At 54.5% G+C, this 17,225-nt stretch carries 14 protein-coding genes; 1 reads left to right on the forward strand and 13 read right to left on the reverse strand.

Going from position 1 to position 17,225, the window contains the following annotated elements:
• Nucleotides 1-12: 12 nt before the first annotated feature.
• From cydA to sdhC, 9 genes are all read right to left on the reverse strand, one after another.
• Entirely contained in the window at nt 13-1,581 is a 1,569-nt protein-coding gene (gene cydA, locus F3J29_RS11245) for a cytochrome ubiquinol oxidase subunit I (protein ID WP_039291231.1), read from the reverse strand.
• 820 nt (nt 1,582-2,401) lie between these two features.
• Entirely contained in the window at nt 2,402-3,274 is an 873-nt protein-coding gene (gene sucD, locus F3J29_RS11250) for a succinate--CoA ligase subunit alpha (RefSeq protein ID WP_008456147.1), read from the reverse strand.
• Entirely contained in the window at nt 3,274-4,440 is a 1,167-nt protein-coding gene (gene sucC / locus F3J29_RS11255) for an ADP-forming succinate--CoA ligase subunit beta (protein WP_039291227.1), read from the reverse strand. The genes sucD and sucC overlap by 1 nt, the downstream gene beginning before the upstream one ends.
• Before the next feature lie 98 nt (nt 4,441-4,538).
• Complete coding sequence (odhB, locus tag F3J29_RS11260) at nt 4,539-5,765, reverse strand: 2-oxoglutarate dehydrogenase complex dihydrolipoyllysine-residue succinyltransferase (protein WP_166866145.1); 1,227 nt, start codon at nt 5,763-5,765, stop codon at nt 4,539-4,541.
• Between the two features lie 15 nt (nt 5,766-5,780).
• Nucleotides 5,781-8,588, reverse strand: a complete 2,808-nt coding sequence (gene sucA, locus F3J29_RS11265) for a 2-oxoglutarate dehydrogenase E1 component (protein ID WP_166866147.1) — start codon at nt 8,586-8,588, stop codon at nt 5,781-5,783.
• A gap of 253 nt (nt 8,589-8,841) precedes the next feature.
• Complete coding sequence (gene sdhB / locus F3J29_RS11270; RefSeq protein WP_085541216.1) at nt 8,842-9,558, reverse strand: succinate dehydrogenase iron-sulfur subunit SdhB; 717 nt, start codon at nt 9,556-9,558, stop codon at nt 8,842-8,844.
• A gap of 15 nt (nt 9,559-9,573) precedes the next feature.
• Nucleotides 9,574-11,340: a succinate dehydrogenase flavoprotein subunit gene (sdhA, locus tag F3J29_RS11275; protein WP_008456142.1), complete on the reverse strand. Its 1,767-nt coding sequence runs from the start codon at nt 11,338-11,340 to the stop codon at nt 9,574-9,576.
• Nucleotides 11,340-11,687 carry a succinate dehydrogenase membrane anchor subunit gene (sdhD, locus tag F3J29_RS11280; protein WP_008456141.1) on the reverse strand — a complete coding sequence of 116 codons (348 nt, stop codon included), beginning with the start codon at nt 11,685-11,687 and terminating at the stop codon, nt 11,340-11,342. Before sdhD ends, sdhA begins: the two co-directional genes overlap by 1 nt.
• Nucleotides 11,681-12,085, reverse strand: a complete 405-nt coding sequence (gene sdhC / locus F3J29_RS11285; protein ID WP_034808195.1) for a succinate dehydrogenase cytochrome b556 subunit — start codon at nt 12,083-12,085, stop codon at nt 11,681-11,683. The genes sdhD and sdhC overlap by 7 nt, the downstream gene beginning before the upstream one ends.
• Nucleotides 12,086-12,730: 645 nt before the next feature.
• On the opposite strand from sdhC, the gene F3J29_RS11290 reads away from it, so the two are divergent.
• Nucleotides 12,731-14,017 (forward strand): citrate synthase, encoded by a 1,287-nt coding sequence (locus tag F3J29_RS11290; protein WP_008456139.1) that lies wholly within the window; start codon nt 12,731-12,733, stop codon nt 14,015-14,017.
• Between the two features lie 45 nt (nt 14,018-14,062).
• Here the strand turns inward: F3J29_RS11290 and nei are convergent, their stop codons facing one another.
• Genes nei through F3J29_RS11310 form a run of 4 tightly spaced genes read right to left on the reverse strand, consistent with a single transcriptional unit; the run spans nt 14,063 to nt 17,213 of the window.
• The gene (gene nei, locus F3J29_RS11295; RefSeq protein ID WP_166866149.1) at nt 14,063-14,854 is read right to left on the reverse strand and encodes an endonuclease VIII; all 792 of its coding nucleotides are present in this window, start codon (nt 14,852-14,854) and stop codon (nt 14,063-14,065) included.
• A gap of 18 nt (nt 14,855-14,872) precedes the next feature.
• Complete coding sequence (gene pxpC, locus F3J29_RS11300) at nt 14,873-15,805, reverse strand: 5-oxoprolinase subunit PxpC (RefSeq protein WP_166866151.1); 933 nt, start codon at nt 15,803-15,805, stop codon at nt 14,873-14,875.
• Nucleotides 15,799-16,455, reverse strand: coding sequence for a 5-oxoprolinase subunit PxpB (gene pxpB, locus F3J29_RS11305; protein ID WP_166866153.1), 657 nt, complete (start codon nt 16,453-16,455; stop codon nt 15,799-15,801). Before pxpB ends, pxpC begins: the two co-directional genes overlap by 7 nt.
• A gap of 14 nt (nt 16,456-16,469) precedes the next feature.
• The gene (locus tag F3J29_RS11310; protein WP_166866677.1) at nt 16,470-17,213 is read right to left on the reverse strand and encodes a type 2 GTP cyclohydrolase I; all 744 of its coding nucleotides are present in this window, start codon (nt 17,211-17,213) and stop codon (nt 16,470-16,472) included.
• Nucleotides 17,214-17,225: the final 12 nt, after the last annotated feature.

Raw genomic sequence — 17,225 nt, forward strand, 5'->3', positions numbered from 1 at the left:
ACGACTCCTGTCTTAGCGTGCCGGCTGAGAAGCCACGTTGGACTGCTCAAAGTGATAGCGCCCTGTTTTCAGACTGCTCGGCCCAAGGCGAGCAAATTTGAACATCAGGAACAGTTCAGCCACCATAAACAGCGTGTAAAGGCCGCAAATCAGTATCATGGAGAACAGCAAGTCGCCCACGCTCAACGACGAGTTCGCAACGGCCGTCGGCAGAACCTCACCTACCGCCCAAGGCTGACGCCCGTACTCCGCAACAAACCAGCCAGATTCGATGGCGATCCAGGGCAGTGGAATACCGTACAGCGCGGCGCGCAGCAGCCATTTTTTCGAACCAATGGCGTTACGGGTCACGGTCCAGAAGGACACAGCAATAATGAACAGCATCAGGAAGCCACAGGCCACCATGATACGGAACGCGAAGTACAGCGGTGCTACGCGAGGAATAGAGTCTTTGGTCGCTTTCTGAATCTGCTCTTCGGTCGCGTCAGTGACGTTTTCCGTATAGCGCTTCAGCAACAGACCATAGCCCAGGTCTTTTTTCACGTGGTTGAAGCTATCGCGCACGCTCTGATCGGTTGAACCACTGCGCAGTTGCTCCAGCAGACTGTAAGCCTTCATCCCGTTACGGATGCGCTCTTCGTGCTGCACCATCAGCTCTTTAAGACCCGTTACCGGCTTATCCACCGAGCGGGTGGCAATGATGCCCAGCGCGTAAGGGATTTGAATAGCAAAACGGTTTTCTTGTTTGTCCTGGTCAGGAATACCAAACAGGGTAAACGCCGCCGGCGCTGGCTGAGTTTCCCATTCGGCTTCAATCGCGGCCAGTTTGGTTTTCTGCACGTCACCCATTTCGTAGCCAGACTCATCGCCCAGTACGATAACGGAGAGAATAGCGGCCATACCGAAGCTCGCGGCGATCGCGAAGGAACGCTTCGCAAAAGCAACGTCGCGGCCTTTCAGCAGATAATAAGAGCTGATACCGAGAACGAACATCGCGCCACAGACATAGCCGGACGCTACGGTGTGAACGAATTTAACCTGCGCAACCGGGTTCAGGACCAGCTCGGCGAAGCTGACCATTTCCATACGCATGGTTTCGAAGTTGAAGTCGGAAGCGATAGGGTTTTGCATCCAGCCGTTGGCGACCAGAATCCACAGCGCGGAGAGGTTGGAGCCCAATGCCACCAGCCAGGTGACGGCCATATGTTGAACTTTGCCGAGGCGATCCCAGCCAAAGAAGAACAGACCAACAAAGGTAGATTCGAGGAAGAATGCCATCAGGCCTTCGATCGCCAGCGGCGCACCGAAGATATCCCCTACATAGTGAGAATAGTAAGACCAGTTAGTCCCGAACTGGAACTCCATGGTCAAACCGGTTGCCACCCCCAGCGCAAAGTTGATTGCAAACAACTTGCCCCAGAATTTGGTCATATCTTTATAAATTTGCTTACCTGACAGCACATAGACCGTTTCCATGATGGCCAGTAAAAACGCCATACCTAGCGTCAGCGGCACAAACAGGAAGTGGTACATCGCGGTCAAGGCAAACTGTAAGCGCGACAGTTCGACAATATCAAACATCTTGACTCCTTGCTCTTCGCATGAAGACTTCGACTGTGGTTCACCGGGAGGTTCACCACAAGCATGCCCTAATACAAATACATTCGCTTCCAGTCCCCTTTTTCTCGCCCACTTTATTCAAATGTGAAATCAAAAGGTGAAAGGTTACAAACACGTTAATTAAATCAAAAATAACCCGTAATTATATTACCCTGCAATTCCCTTACAATAAACAGGTCTTTGCTTAATGTTTTTTACGTTTTACGACGGCGATCAATTTATAGCTAAAACACCGTTATTCGGCCAGTTTGATCTGCAGCAATTTTGCCCCTTTATACACCGCAACGCCAGCTTTAAACATTGATCCAAAACAATTTACATTGGCAATGTTAATTATTTTTCAATAGAGAATTAATCGTGAATTTGTTGTTAACGATATGTTTTAACGCTTCGCTCGAGGTTAATTTAATGACGCTTATTCTCAACATATAGCGAATATTTAAAGCCAAACCTTCAACTTTCTCTGTATCCACGAGGTCATCTTTACACTATTTATTCGCTATCTTTTGGCGTGATTTTGGCATCCTCTTTTTAACATTCACAAATAATTCACTTTTGATATAAATTAAATTAACAAATCATTATTTTTTATAAGGTTACAGCGAGAAAATATCGCAAAGGGAAATCATTCAGGAAAAAAATAGATACGAAGGAATGCGCAATACAGGGCAAAGAGAAGCGGGGATAACTAAGGCAGAAACATAAAAAAGGCCACCCAGGGTGGCCAACCATGTCGAACACTTATTATTACTGTTTCCCCCGCTTGCGCGGGGGCATCTGCTTACTGCGGCAGAATAGCTTTCAGCGCATCGCCAATGTCGGCGAGGCTGCGAACGGTTTTCACGCCAGCGGCTTCCAGAGCAGCAAATTTTTCGTCCGCCGTCCCCTTACCACCCGCGATGATGGCGCCCGCGTGGCCCATACGTTTGCCTTTAGGCGCGGTCACACCGGCAATGTAGCCCACAACAGGTTTGGTCACGTGCTCTTTGATATAGGCAGCCGCTTCTTCTTCCGCGCTCCCGCCGATTTCACCGATCATCACAATGGCTTCGGTTTTCGGGTCTGCCTGGAACATCTTCAGGATATCGATGAAGTTAGAGCCTGGAATCGGGTCACCGCCGATACCGACGCAGGTTGACTGGCCGAGGCCGATGTCAGTTGTCTGCTTCACGGCTTCATAGGTCAGCGTCCCGGAACGGGAAACGATGCCCACTTTGCCCGGCAGGTGAATATGGCCCGGCATGATGCCGATTTTGCATTCGCCTGGGGTGATAACGCCCGGGCAGTTTGGTCCGATCATGCGCACGCCAGCTTCATCCAGCGCCACTTTCACGGTCAGCATATCCAGCGTAGGGATACCTTCAGTAATGGTGATAATCAGCTTAATGCCCGCATCAATCGCTTCCAGGATGGAGTCTTTGCAGAACGGGGCTGGAACGTAGATAACGGAAGCGGTCGCGCCGGTAGCTTCAACGGCTTCACGCACGGTATTGAATACCGGCAGACCCAGATGTTCAGTACCGCCTTTGCCTGGCGTTACGCCGCCAACCATTTGCGTACCGTAGGCAATCGCCTGTTCGGAGTGGAAAGTCCCCTGGCTGCCGGTAAAGCCCTGGCAAATTACCTTGGTGTTTTTATCGATCAAAATGGACATTATTTCCCCTCCACGGCAGCAACAACCTGCTGTGCTGCGTCCGTCAGACTTTTCGCTGCAATGATGTTCAGGCCGCTATCTGCCAGTTTTTTGGCGCCCAGTTCGGCGTTGTTACCTTCCAGACGCACCACCACCGGCACGTTAACGCCCACTTCAGCTACCGCGCCAATGATGCCGTCGGCAATCAGGTCGCAGCGAACGATACCGCCGAAAATGTTCACCAGAACGGCTTTGACTTTGTCATCTGACAGGATGATTTTGAACGCTTCGGTAACGCGCTCTTTGGTCGCACCGCCGCCCACGTCGAGGAAGTTAGCCGGCTCGCCGCCGTGCAGCTTAACGATGTCCATGGTGCCCATTGCCAGGCCCGCACCGTTAACCATACAGCCGATGTTACCGTCCAGCGCCACGTAGTTCAGTTCCCACTGTGCAGCCTGAGCTTCACGCGGGTCTTCCTGAGACTGGTCGCGCATTTCACGCAGATCCGGCTGGCGGAACAGCGCGTTACCGTCAGCGCCCAGTTTGCCGTCGAGGCAGATCAGATCGCCCTGCTTAGTGATCACCAGCGGGTTGATTTCGATCAGCGCCAGGTCACGCTCGAGGAAGATAGTCGCCAGACCCATAAAGATCTTGGTGAACTGCTGAACCTGCTTACCTTCCAGACCCAGTTTGAACGCCAGTTCACGACCCTGATAAGGCATAGGACCCGCCAGCGGATCCAGCGCAACTTTGTGGATCAGGTGCGGCGTTTCTTCCGCGACTTTCTCGATTTCCACGCCGCCTTCGGTGGAGGCCATGAAGACCACGCGACGAGAACTACGGTCAACCACCGCGCCCAGATACAGCTCTTTGTCGATGTCGGTTGCAGCTTCAACCAGAATCTGGTGTACAGGCTGGCCGTTAGCGTCCGTTTGGTAAGTCACCAGACGTTTGCCCAGCCAGTGCTCAGCAAAAGCACGAATGTCTTCTTTACTGTTAACCACTTTCACACCGCCCGCTTTACCGCGGCCACCGGCATGAACCTGACATTTCACCACCCAAGGACCCGCGCCAATTTTAGAGGCGGCTTCTTCCGCTTCACGCGGTGTGGTGCAGGCGTAACCGACGGGTGCCGGCAAACCATACCGAGCAAACAACTGTTTCGCCTGATATTCGTGTAAGTTCATGAGTTCTATCCATCCAGATAAAGAGCATTAATGCTCGGGGTAAGGTTAGATTTGGTTGTAGGGGCGGGTGTCATCGCACCCGCCAGAGTCTTATTCGACTACACGTCCAACAGCAGACGAGTTGGATCTTCCAGTAGCTCTTTAATCGCTACCAGGTAACCCACGGACTCGCGGCCATCGATCAGACGGTGATCGTAAGAGAGCGCCAGGTACATCATCGGCAGGATCTCAACTTTACCGTCAACCGCCATTGGGCGGTCTTTGATGGCGTGCATACCCAGGATCGCGCTCTGCGGTGGGTTGATGATTGGCGTAGACATCAGAGAACCGAAGACGCCACCGTTGGTGATGGTGAAGTTACCGCCGGTCAGCTCTTCCACGGTCAGTTTGCCGTCACGGCCTTTCACCGCCAGCTCTTTGATGCGTTTTTCGATGTCGGCCATGCCCAGGGTATCAACGTCTTTCAGCACTGGGGTCACCAGGCCGCGCGGGGTCGAAACCGCGATGCTGACATCAAAGTAGTTGTGGTAAACCACGTCTTCGCCGTCGATGGAAGCATTCACTTCCGGATAGCGTTTCAGCGCTTCAACAACCGCTTTGATGTAGAAGGACATGAAGCCCAGACGCACGCCGTGGCGTTTCTCAAACGCTTCACCGTACTGCTTACGCAGTTCCATGATTGGCTTCATGTTCACTTCGTTGAAAGTAGTGAGCATGGCGGTAGAATTTTTCGCTTCCAGCAGACGCTCGGCTACGCGCTTGCGCAGGCGGGTCATCGGCACGCGTTTTTCGCTGCGGCCAGCCAGTGGCGCAACCGGCGCCTGAGTGGCTTCGGCGGCTTTTGCCTGTGCAGGCTGTTTGGCTTTCGCTTCGCTCAGGTGTTTTTCAACATCTTCACGAGTGATACGGCCACCTACGCCGCTGCCTTTAATCGCGCTGGCGTCGAGATCGTTCTCTGCGATCAGGCGGCGAATAGCCGGGCTGAGGGCATCATTACTCTGCTCTTCCAGAGAAGCCTGCTGGCGCTGGGCCGGAGTAGACTCTTTGGTATCAGCTTTTGCGGAGGTTTCTTTCCCGCCGCTGTTGCCTTCACGCAGGCGACCCAGAATCTGACGAGAGGTCACGGTGGTGCCTTCGTCTTCCAGTACCGCATCCAGAATGCCGTCCGCAGAAGCGGGTACTTCCAGTACCACTTTGTCAGTTTCGATTTCAACCAGCACTTCGTCACGTTTGACGCTGTCGCCCGGTTTTTTATGCCAGGTTGCCACTGTCGCGTCGGCTACGGACTCAGGCAGGTCAGGAACTAGAATATCTACGCTACTCATTATTTATCCTTTAATTTATTCGACGTTCAGCGCGTCATTAACCAGATCTTGCTGTTGCTTCTGGTGAACGGACATATACCCTACCGCCGGAGAGGCGGAGGCCGGGCGACCTGCATAACGCAGAGCGGACCCAAACGGAATCACTTCGCGGAAGTGGTGCTGGCTGCAGTACCAGGCGCCCTGGTTTAGCGGCTCTTCCTGACACCAGACGAAGTCGTGTACGTGCGCGAACGGCTTCAGCGCTTCCTGTACCGCCTGATGCGGGAACGGATAGAGCTGCTCGATACGCACAATCGCCACATCCTTCTGGTCATTCTTACGGCGCTGTTCAAGCAGGTCGTAGTACACCTTACCGGAACACAGAACAACGCGCTTAACGTCTTTCGGATCCAGTTCGTCAATCTCACCAATGGCCGGCAGGAACGTGCCGTTGGCCAGCTCGTCGAGGCTGGATACCGCCAGCGGGTGACGCAGCAGAGATTTCGGTGACATCACCACCAGCGGACGGCGCATCCCGCGCAGCGCCTGACGACGCAGCATGTGATAAACCTGAGCCGGCGTTGACGGCACGCAAACCTGCATGTTCTGCTCGGCGCACAGCTGGAGGTAACGCTCCAGGCGCGCGGAAGAGTGCTCTGGCCCCTGCCCTTCATAGCCGTGCGGCAGCAGCATCACCAGGCCACACATACGGCCCCATTTCTGCTCGCCGGAGCTGATGAACTGGTCAATGACAACCTGGGCTCCGTTGGCGAAGTCACCGAACTGCGCTTCCCAGATGGTCAGGGTGCGAGGTTCTGCCGTGGCGTAACCATACTCAAAGGCCAGAACCGCTTCTTCAGACAGCACGGAATCCCAGACTTTGAAGATGCCCTGACTGTTGTGAACGTGCGCCAGCGGCGTATAGGTAGAACCGTTAGTCTGGTTATGGATCACGGCGTGGCGGTGGAAGAATGTCCCACGTCCGGCATCTTCCCCGGACAGACGAACGGACACGCCTTCATCTACCAGCGTTGCATAAGCCAAGTTCTCCGCTGCACCCCAGTCGAACAGCTTGTTGCCGTTCGCCATGTCCTGACGGTCGCTGTAGATTTTCGCCACGCGGGACTGCATTTCTACGGCTTCCGGCACGGTGCTGATACGCTTAGCCAGTTCCTGAACACGCTTCATCTCAACTTTGTTCGGGTAGCTTTCGTCCCACTCGTGGTTGAGGTACGGCGACCAGGTAAAGGAGTGCATGTTCATCGGACGCCATTCGTTGACGACGCATTCGCCGGCATCCAGCGCATCGCGGTACAGATTCACCATTTCGGTGGCATCTTCCAGCGTGGCCAGTTTGTCCTGCTCCAGCTTGTCAGCATAGATCTTACGCGGGGTCGGATGTTTTTTGATTTTCTGGTACATCACCGGCTGCGTTGCGCTTGGCTCATCAGCTTCGTTATGACCGTGGCGACGGTAGCAAACCAGATCGATAAACACGTCGCGTTTGAAGGTATTACGGAAGTCCAGCGCCAGACGAGTCACGAAGGCAACGGCTTCAGGGTCATCCGCATTGACGTGGAAAATCGGCGCCATCACCATCTTACCGATATCGGTACAGTACGGCGTGGAGCGAGCATCCAGCGGGTTTGAGGTGGTGAAACCAATCTGGTTGTTAATAACGATACGTACGGTACCGCCCACTTCGTAACCACGCGCTTTGGACATGTTCAGGGTTTCCTGAACGACACCCTGCCCGGCTACCGCGGCATCACCGTGAATGGTGATCGGCAGTACCTGGTTGCTGCCAGGCTTATCCAGACGATCCAGACGCGCACGCACGGAGCCGATAACCACCGGGCTAACGATTTCCAGGTGAGACGGGTTGAACGCCAGCGCCAGGTGAACCAGGCCGCCTTCGGTTTCAACATCGGAAGAGAAGCCCATGTGGTACTTCACGTCACCGGTGCCGAGGTGCTCTTTATGTTTACCGGCAAATTCGTCAAACAGATCCTGCGGTTTTTTACCCAGCACGTTGATCAGCACGTTAAGACGACCGCGGTGCGCCATACCCAGCACCACTTCGCGCGTGCCGCTCTTACCGGCATGGCGAATCATCTCTTTGAGCATCGGTACCAGCGCGTCACCGCCTTCCAGCGAGAAGCGTTTCGCCCCAGGGAATTTCGCGCCCAGGTAACGTTCCAGACCTTCAGCTGCAGTCAGCTCGCTCAGGAAGCGCTTTTTCTCTTCCGGCGTGAAGGTTGACTGACCCACCACAGATTCAATGCGCTGCTGGATCCAGCGTTTCTCTTCCGTGTTGGTAATGTGCATGTATTCGGCGCCGATAGAGCCGCCGTAGGTTTGTTGCAGAGCGTCAATCAGGTCCGCAAGCTTCATGGTTTCTTTGCCGCTGGCAAAAGAACCCACGTTAAAGCTCTGCTGCAGATCCTCATCCGTCAGGTTATGGAAAGCAGGATCCAGATCGGGAACGGATTCTTGTTTCCACAGGCCAAGCGGATCAAGATTTGCTGCCTGATGCCCGCGGAAGCGCCAGGCGTTGATCAGCTGCAGAACCTTAACTTGCTTAACGTCAGTATCAGGATCGGTGATTGCGGTGGAGTAACGTGAGGCATCCTTCGCCAGACGACGGAAATAATCACGCGTTTTTGAATGGAATTGATCCGGTCTGGCTCCGGTGCCAGGTAACTGCTGGAACATCGTGCGCCAGTGCGCATCAACAGAGTCAGGATCGGTTAAGAAGTCTTCATAGAGCTGCTCTATGTAGGACTGGTTTGCGCCCGCCAGCCAGGAAGAGTCCAGCCAGGGCTTCATCGCGCCGTTCTGCATCGTGATCCCTTAAGCAAATTTATGCTTATTTCGCCGTGGATAACTATAACGCACACCGTAGGGTATACAGGTATACGTTCCAGGGTTCACTTTCTTCGAGCCTGTTGCCGTGGAGGGCGGCCCGCGAAGGAACCTTTAAAAACTGTCTCTATACAGGATTCTGTAGGGCAGTTTTTAAAGATTTCCTGCAATCTGTTCCTCTCCCAAAGGGGAGAGGGCCAGGGCGAGAGGAGCTGCGCTCCTCTCTTATTACTTAAGCGCTTTTCTGCAACAGCATCGACTTGATATGGCCGATAGCTTTCGTCGGGTTCAGGCCCTTAGGACAAACGCTGACGCAGTTCATAATGCTGTGGCAGCGGAATACGCTGAAAGCATCGCTCAGGCCGTCCAGACGCGCGTCTGTTTCGGTGTCGCGGCTGTCGATCAGGAAGCGATACGCAGCCAGCAAACCGGCCGGGCCGATAAACTTGTCCGGGTTCCACCAGAACGACGGGCAGGAAGTCGAGCAGCATGCGCAAAGAATGCACTCGTACAAACCATCGAGCTTTTCACGCTGTTCAGGCGACTGCAAATGCTCGCGAGCGGGTGGATTTTGCCCATTATTCAACAAGTAAGGCTTAATCTTCTCATATTGAGCATAGAATTGTCCCATGTCTACCACCAGATCGCGGATCACCGGCAGGCCAGGCAGAGGACGGATGACTATCTTCTGCTTGCCGTTGCCGAGCGCCGAGATTGGCGTGATACAGGCCAGCCCGTTTTTACCGTTCATGTTCAGGCCGTCGGAGCCACAAACGCCTTCACGGCACGAGCGACGGAAAGACAGACTAGGATCTTTTTCTTTCAGCTGCATTAAAGCGTCTAGCAACATCATGTCGCGACCCTCTTCCGCTTCCAGGGTGTAATCCTGCATGCGCGGAGCGTCGTCTACATCCGGGTTATAACGATAAACTGAGAATTCGAGTTTCATTGTCCTGTCTCCGCATTAATAAGTACGAATCTTCGGCGGGAACGCCGGACGCAGTTTCGGTTCCATGTTGACGCTACGACGCGTCATGGATTCCGTCTCTGGCAGATACAGGGAATGGCACAGCCAGTTTTCGTCATCACGCTCCGGGAAGTCGAAGCGGCTATGCGCGCCACGGCTCTCGGTACGGAAGTTTGCCGACACCGCAGTGGCGTAAGCGGTTTCCATCAGGTTATCCAGCTCAAGACACTCAACGCGCTGAGTGTTGAATTCGCTGGAAGTGTCGTCCAGACGGGCGTTTTTCAGGCGCTCGCGGATTGCTTTCAGCTGTTCAAGCCCTTTGGCCATCGCGTCACCTTCGCGGAACACCGAGAAGTTGTGCTGCATACATTCCTGCAGCGCTTTGCGGATTTCCACCGGATCTTCACCGTTACGGTTGCCGTTCCAGCGGTTGAGGCGCTCAAGGGAAGCATCGATTTCAGCGTCGGTTGCGTCAAGCAGATCGCCCTGCTCGGCAATGGATTCCTGCAGGTGCAGGCCAACAGCACGCCCGAACACCACCAGGTCAAGCAGGGAGTTGCCGCCCAGACGGTTCGCACCGTGTACGGAAACACAGGCAATTTCGCCCACGGCGAACAAACCAGGGATAACCACATCTTCGCCCTGCTCGTTCACGGTCAGCGCCTGACCGGTCACTTTGGTCGGAATACCGCCCATCATATAGTGACAGGTTGGAATAACCGGAATCGGCTCTTTCACCGGATCGACGTGGGCGAAGGTACGGGACAGTTCCAGAATGCCCGGCAGGCGGGATTCCAGCACTTCTTTACCCAGGTGGTCGAGTTTCAGTTTGGCGTGTGGACCCCACGGGCCATCACAACCGCGACCTTCACGGATTTCGATCATGATGGAGCGCGCCACCACGTCACGACCCGCCAGGTCTTTCGCATTCGGAGCATAACGCTCCATGAAGCGTTCGCCGTGTTTGTTCAGCAGGTAGCCGCCTTCACCACGGCAGCCTTCGGTGACCAGAACCCCCGCCCCGGCGATGCCGGTTGGGTGGAACTGCCACATTTCCATATCCTGCACCGGCACGCCAGCACGGATAGCCATGCCGACGCCGTCGCCGGTGTTGATGTGGGCGTTGGTTGTGGACTGATAAATACGGCCTGCGCCGCCGGTTGCCAGCACGGTCGCGCGGGCTTTGAAGTAAACCACTTCCCCGGTTTCGATACACAGCGCAGTACAGCCAACCACTGCGCCATCGGCGTTTTTCACCAGATCCAGCGCATACCACTCGGAGAAGATGGTGGTGTGGTTTTTCAGGTTCTGCTGATACAAGGTGTGCAGCAGCGCGTGGCCGGTACGGTCAGCGGCTGCTGCAGTACGTGCCGCCTGCTCGCCGCCGAAGTCTTTCGACTGGCCGCCGAACGGACGTTGATAAATGGTACCGTTTTCCAGACGGGAGAAAGGCAGGCCCATGTGGTCCAGTTCCAGAATCGCTTCCGGGCCGGTTTTACACATGTATTCGATGGCGTCCTGGTCACCGATGTAATCGGAACCTTTTACCGTGTCGTACATGTGCCATTCCCAGTTATCTTCATGGGTATTACCGAGCGCAACGGTGATACCACCCTGCGCGGATACGGTATGGGAACGGGTCGGGAACACTTTAGAAAGCAGCGCACAGGTCTGGCCGCTCTGGGAAATCTGTAGCGCCGCGCGCATACCTGCGCCGCCGGCACCAATCACTACAGCATCAAATTCTCTGACTGGCAGTTTCATTACACACCCCACACCACAACGAATCCATAAATGACGTAAACCAACAGCGCGACAACAATCAGCAGCTGTAAAGGAAGGCGAATCGCCAGCGGTTTAACGTAGTCGGTCAACACCTGCCACATGCCAATCCAGGCATGGATCAAAATAGAGAACAGAGCCAGCAGGGTGAAAACTTTGGTGAAGGCAGAGGCAAAGAAGCCGTGCCAGACGTCGTAGGTCAGCTCGCCGGTGACAGCGAAGAAGCCAATCATGTAGATGATGTACAGGGTGAGTACGATGGCGGTAGCGCGAACCAGCACATAATCGTGCACGCCATTGCGACCCAATGCGGAGGCATTGCTTACCATACGAGGACTCCTGCAAGAATTGAAAGCACGACAGTAATAACAAAGGCGATATGTGCGGATCGTTTGCCCGCTACAAAGGTCTCTTCCAGATAGCCAAAGTCCATCAGCAGATGGCGAATACCCACCACCACGTGATAGGCCAGAGCCGTCAGAATGCCCCACATTATAAATTTAACGATAAAGCTGCTCATCACGGCGGACGCGGTCAGAAAACCTTCCGGGGAGGAGAGTGACAGTCCCAGCAACCAAAGCAGAATGCCGACCGCCACAAATGTGATCACGCCGGAAACGCGGTGGAGGATGGAAGCGATTGCAGTGACGGGGAACCGGATCGTTTTCAGATCCAGATTGACAGGTCGTTGTTTTTTCACGTTTCTTATCATGAATAGCGCCCACATGCTCTTCTTATTGTTTCCTTCCTCCGGATCTGCATTCGGGGTCAGACAGCGCTAACTTTCTATAACTGTGCGTCATGCAAAAAACAGCTACATCCAGAGGCCAGGGATCTGGCTACAACGCTGGGTGGCTCCCGGTAGCAGGGTGTTCCGGAGACCTGGCGGCAGTATAGGCTCTTCACAAAATCATTACAATTAACCCACATAATGTTTGAAGGGTTTTGCTCGGAACAGTGAGCAGGATCACGATAACAACATTATTTTAAATTTTAATCATCTGATTTGACAAAAGTTAAACATTCTTGTTACAAACAGGGCCAGAAAAGCCGTATAATTCGTAAAAGTTATAGGGTCAGCCTTTCACCTGAGTAATAGTTATGTAACAGTGGATGGGTATTGACCCGAGAGATCAGGACAGTTATTAGTGATATACAGGTTTGAATGATACTGATTGCTAAGACGCTGATTTGCTGTAGTTTCGCCCTCAAAGCGAGTGTTACCTGCAAGCGCCCATCGCTCTGTACCCTGGTTGTACTCCTCTAAACAGAGCCGCGAGCCAATTAAAAAACTGGTAACCAACCATTGTGGGTTCGAATGCAAATCGGACGCCCGGCAGTCTTATGAAATAAGGCGCTAAGGAGACCGTAAATGGCTGATACTAAAGCAAACCTCACCCTTAATGGTGACGATGCTCTCGAACTTGATGTGCTAAAGGGCACGCTAGGTCAGGATGTAATTGATATCCGTAGTCTTGGTTCTAAAGGTGTATTTACTTTTGACCCAGGTTTCACCTCTACCGCATCCTGCGAATCCAAAATCACTTATATCGACGGTGACGAAGGCATTCTTTTGCACCGCGGTTTCCCGATTGACCAACTGGCCACCGAATCCAGCTATCTGGAAGTGTGCTACATCCTGCTGAACGGTGAAAAACCGACTCAGGAACAGTTCGACGAATTCAAAACCACCGTGACCCGCCACACCATGATTCACGAGCAGATCACGCGTCTGTTCCACGGCTTCCGTCGCGACTCGCATCCGATGGCCGTGCTGTGCGGCGTAACCGGTGCGCTGGCGGCCTTCTACCACGACTCCCTTGACGTGAATAACCCACGTCACCGTGAAATTGCGGCATTCCGCCTGCTCTCCAAAATGCCAACCGTAGCGGCAATGTGTTACAAGTATTCGATTGGCCAGCCGTTCGTATACCCACGCAACGACCTCTCCTACTCGGCGAACTTCCTGAACATGATGTTCTCCACGCCGTGCGAAGAGTACAAAGTTAACCCAATTCTGGAGCGCGCCATGGATCGTATTCTGATCCTGCACGCTGACCACGAGCAGAACGCATCGACCTCAACCGTACGTACCGCAGGTTCTTCCGGCGCTAACCCGTTTGCGTGTATCGCGGCAGGTATCGCTTCCCTGTGGGGACCGGCTCACGGCGGCGCGAACGAAGCTGCGCTGAAGATGCTGGAAGAAATCAGCACCGTGGAGCACATCCCTGAATTCATCCGTCGCGCTAAAGACAAAAACGACTCGTTCCGCCTGATGGGCTTCGGCCACCGCGTGTACAAAAACTACGACCCGCGTGCCACCGTGATGCGTGAAACCTGTCACGAAGTGCTGAAAGAGCTGAACCTGAAGGATAATAATCTGCTGGAAGTGGCGATGGAGCTGGAACACATCGCGCTGAACGACCCGTACTTCATCGAGAAGAAACTCTACCCGAACGTAGACTTCTACTCCGGCATCATCCTGAAGGCGATGGGCATTCCTTCCTCCATGTTTACCGTTATCTTCGCGATGGCGCGTACTGTGGGCTGGATTGCTCACTGGAACGAAATGCACGACGACGGCATTAAAATTGCCCGTCCGCGTCAGCTGTACACCGGCTACGATAAACGTGATTTCAAATCCGATCTCAAAAAGTAATTTTTTCGCTTTCTGAGTAAAAAACGCGCCCTGTGGCGCGTTTTTTTATTTCTGGCAGCGAGGACACCAGTAAAATGGCCTTGAAGAGAGGTTGGTTCTTTCAATAATCCCTCCACATCGTTCGCACGGTTCACCCGCCCGGTGAAACACCCTGAAGCTGAAAACTGCCCCGTGGTGTTTGTTCTCATCCCCCTGGCCTCGCGTCTGATAAGAAAGCCGAGGAATAGCCAGCAAAGCAGACGCTAACCGCTCAGCCCGATCTTCGCTTAAATCCTCCGCGCGGTGCTGCGGCGCAAGCTCTGCTTCCCATAGGATTTCCACTCGCAGGTAATTCCCAAGACCGGCAAGAAAAGCCTGATCGAGCAGCAGCCCACTGAACTGTCGACGGCAAAAACGCGGCGACAGCAAGCGAGCTTTTACCTGTTCCACCGTCAGTGTTTCATCCAGCACATCCGGCCCAACGCGCTGCAAGAAAGGCTGTTGTTCAAGCTGCCCCTGATCGAGGATTTCGATGTCCGAGGCACTGTAAAGAAGAATGGCTTTTTTAGCCGTTTGCAGCCTGACACGCAGCACACGGTTCGTTTCTGCTACTTTACCTACGTCAGCCACTCGCCATACGCCGTAAAGCTGATTATGACTGTACAAGGTTAAACCGTTGGAAAAATGCGTCAGCATTGCTTTTCCCCGGGTTTCGATACGATCGATGGTTTTCCCCACCAGCATCGCTTCAAACGGCTTAAGCTCTTCAAAAGCAAACCAGGCTTCGGTTAACGGCTCCCCGCCCACGGCGGCTTCCAGCTTGTCCGCCGCGCGGCGAATCTCCGGTCCTTCCGGCATACTAAACTCCCTGAATTGTTATGCTTCCTGCGCCAGTTGCCAGGCGATTTGCTCGAGATAAATCGCCTGTTCGCGGCGCGCTTTTAGCGCTTCAGCCAGCGTACACGGCACAAAATGAATGGGTTCCCCCAGCCTGACCTGAGCCAGATGATAAAGATCGGCCTCAATAACGCAGGCAATGCGAGGATAGCCCCCGGTTGTCTGGGCATCGTTCATGAGCACAATCGGCTGGCCGTTATGCGGCACCTGAATCACGCCCGGCAGCAGGCCATGGGACAGCATTTCTCGCTGGGTCGTCCGCGCCAGCTCCGCGCCCTGAAGCCGATAGCCCATCCGGTTGCTCTGCGGGCTAATTTGCCAGGCCAGCCGCCAGAAACTCTCCTGTGACGCCTGACTGAACTCCTGATATTCCGGCCCGGTCACGGCGCGAATGCGATTTCCCCATAGCAACTGTTTTACGCCACGCGAATGCTGAAACTTATGCTGGGGTTTACGCAGAGGGAGACGATCGCCATCCCGCAACAAACGGCCCTGGTGACCGCCGATCCCGGCTTTAAGATCGGTGCTGTAAGAGCCCATAATTTCCGGAACATCCAGGCCACCATCGACGGCAAGGTAGCTGCGCATACCGTGAACCGGCTTTTTCAGCGTCAACCTTTGGCCTTTTTTGACCGGCAGCCGCCAGCCCGTCCATACGGCTTTGCCCTCCAGTTCCGCATGGCAGCCCGCCCCGGTAAGCGCAAACCATCCGCTACGCCCGAACTCAATCACGCATTGCCCAAGGGTAATTTCCAGCGCCGGAGCGTCAGGCGCATTCCCGACCAGTAAATTGGCGACGGAGATGGCGGGAGTATCCAGCGCGCCGCAGCGGCTCACGCCCAGATGGCGATGCCCTTCACGGCCCGTATCCTGCACGCTGGTTTGTATCCCGGCGCGAATAATATTCAGCATATTCCCCCCTGCTGCGGGACGAAACGCACGGTGTCACCCGGCAACAATAAAGTGGGTGATGCGCCGTTGGGATTGAACAAATTAAGTGAAGTTCGGCCGATAATTTGCCAGCCACCCGGCGTCACCAGCGGATAAATACCGGTTTGGCTGCCGCCAATGCCTACGGAGCCAACGGCAACCTGCAGCCGGGGCTCTGCCCGGCGGGGCGTAGCGAGTATTTCAGGCAGCCCTCCGAGATAAGCAAACCCCGGCTGAAAGCCAAGGAAGTAGACGACATATTCCGCAGCGGAATGCAGGGCAACGACCTTTTCCGGCGTTAAGGTATTGTGGCGAGCCACGACATCAAGATCGGGTCCTGCCTCACCGCCGTACACCACCGGAATATCAATCTGGCGAGGCACAGGGATCACAACCTCGCTTTCTTCCCACCAGCGCTGGAGCCACTCAATACCGTCCAGCGCCAGCCGCTGAGGATCTTTCAGCACAACGGTAATGTTATTCATCCCCGGAATGGCCTCGCTCACCTCGTCAGAGACATTCAGGCGCTGCAGAAGCCCCCAAATGCGCTGCTGGCTGGCAAGACTTACGGGAGGATCCAGCTCCAGAACCACCGCCTTTTCACCCAATAAATAACAGCGAGCTCGTTGCACAGGCCCTCCCGGTATCAGGCTGGATTTGGGATGTCGATAAAGATAACGTCGAGATCGGTTTCGCTGTTTAGCCAGTCGCTCAGCGCCTGGATCCCGCCTCGTTCGGTGGCGTGGTGGCCAGCGGCATAGAAATGCAGCCCCTGCTCGCGAGCGGAGTGAATCGTCTGCTCGGAAACCTCGCCGGTAATAAACGCATCCACACCAAAGCGCGCCGCGCTATCGATAAAGCTCTGTCCACCGCCGGTGCACCACGCCACGCGACGGATCAGTTCCGGGCCGGTATCCCCACACCACAGCGGCGTGCGCCCTAAGCGCATTTCAATCCAGGAGGCCAGCTCCACGCCGGAAAGCGGCATCGGGAACTCGCCCCACGGGACCAGCGGCTCAACTTCCCCTTTCGTTTCAATCCCCAGCAGCGCGCCAAGTTGGGCGTTATTTCCTAACTGTGGATGGGCATCAAGCGGTAAATGCCAGCCGTAAAGGTTGATGTCGTTAGCCAGCAGCGTTTTCAGGCGGTTGCGCTTCATCCCGCGAATCACCGGCGATTCGTTTTTCCAGAAATAACCGTGGTGGACGATCACCGCGTCGGCCTGCTGACGCACGGCCTCATCCAGCAGCGCCTGGCTGGCGGTTACGCCGGTGACTATCTTGCGGATCTCTTCCCGCCCTTCAACCTGCAGGCCATTCGGAGCGTAATCACTGATTGCCGCGCTGTTCAGCTTGTCATTAATCAGGCGTTCCAGTTCACTGTTTTTCATCATTATTCTCTT

The sequence above is a fragment of the Enterobacter sp. Cy-643 genome (assembly GCF_011752815.1).
Classification (GTDB): domain Bacteria; phylum Pseudomonadota; class Gammaproteobacteria; order Enterobacterales; family Enterobacteriaceae; genus Cedecea.

Bases quoted from the DNA above. Each gene is read 5' to 3' on its own strand.
- cydA (WP_039291231.1), bottom strand. From the start codon at position 1,581: ATGTTTGATATTGTCGAACTGTCGCGCTTACAGTTTGCCTTGACCGCG.
- sucD (WP_008456147.1), bottom strand. From the start codon at position 3,274: ATGTCCATTTTGATCGATAAAAACACCAAGGTAATTTGCCAGGGCTTT.
- sucC (WP_039291227.1), bottom strand. From the start codon at position 4,440: ATGAACTTACACGAATATCAGGCGAAACAGTTGTTTGCTCGGTATGGT.
- odhB (WP_166866145.1), bottom strand. From the start codon at position 5,765: ATGAGTAGCGTAGATATTCTAGTTCCTGACCTGCCTGAGTCCGTAGCC.
- sucA (WP_166866147.1), bottom strand. From the start codon at position 8,588: ATGCAGAACGGCGCGATGAAGCCCTGGCTGGACTCTTCCTGGCTGGCG.
- sdhB (WP_085541216.1), bottom strand. From the start codon at position 9,558: ATGAAACTCGAATTCTCAGTTTATCGTTATAACCCGGATGTAGACGAC.
- sdhA (WP_008456142.1), bottom strand. From the start codon at position 11,340: ATGAAACTGCCAGTCAGAGAATTTGATGCTGTAGTGATTGGTGCCGGC.
- sdhD (WP_008456141.1), bottom strand. From the start codon at position 11,687: ATGGTAAGCAATGCCTCCGCATTGGGTCGCAATGGCGTGCACGATTAT.
- sdhC (WP_034808195.1), bottom strand. From the start codon at position 12,085: ATGTGGGCGCTATTCATGATAAGAAACGTGAAAAAACAACGACCTGTC.
- F3J29_RS11290 (WP_008456139.1), top strand. From the start codon at position 12,731: ATGGCTGATACTAAAGCAAACCTCACCCTTAATGGTGACGATGCTCTC.
- nei (WP_166866149.1), bottom strand. From the start codon at position 14,854: ATGCCGGAAGGACCGGAGATTCGCCGCGCGGCGGACAAGCTGGAAGCC.
- pxpC (WP_166866151.1), bottom strand. From the start codon at position 15,805: ATGCTGAATATTATTCGCGCCGGGATACAAACCAGCGTGCAGGATACG.
- F3J29_RS11310 (WP_166866677.1), bottom strand. From the start codon at position 17,213: ATGAAAAACAGTGAACTGGAACGCCTGATTAATGACAAGCTGAACAGC.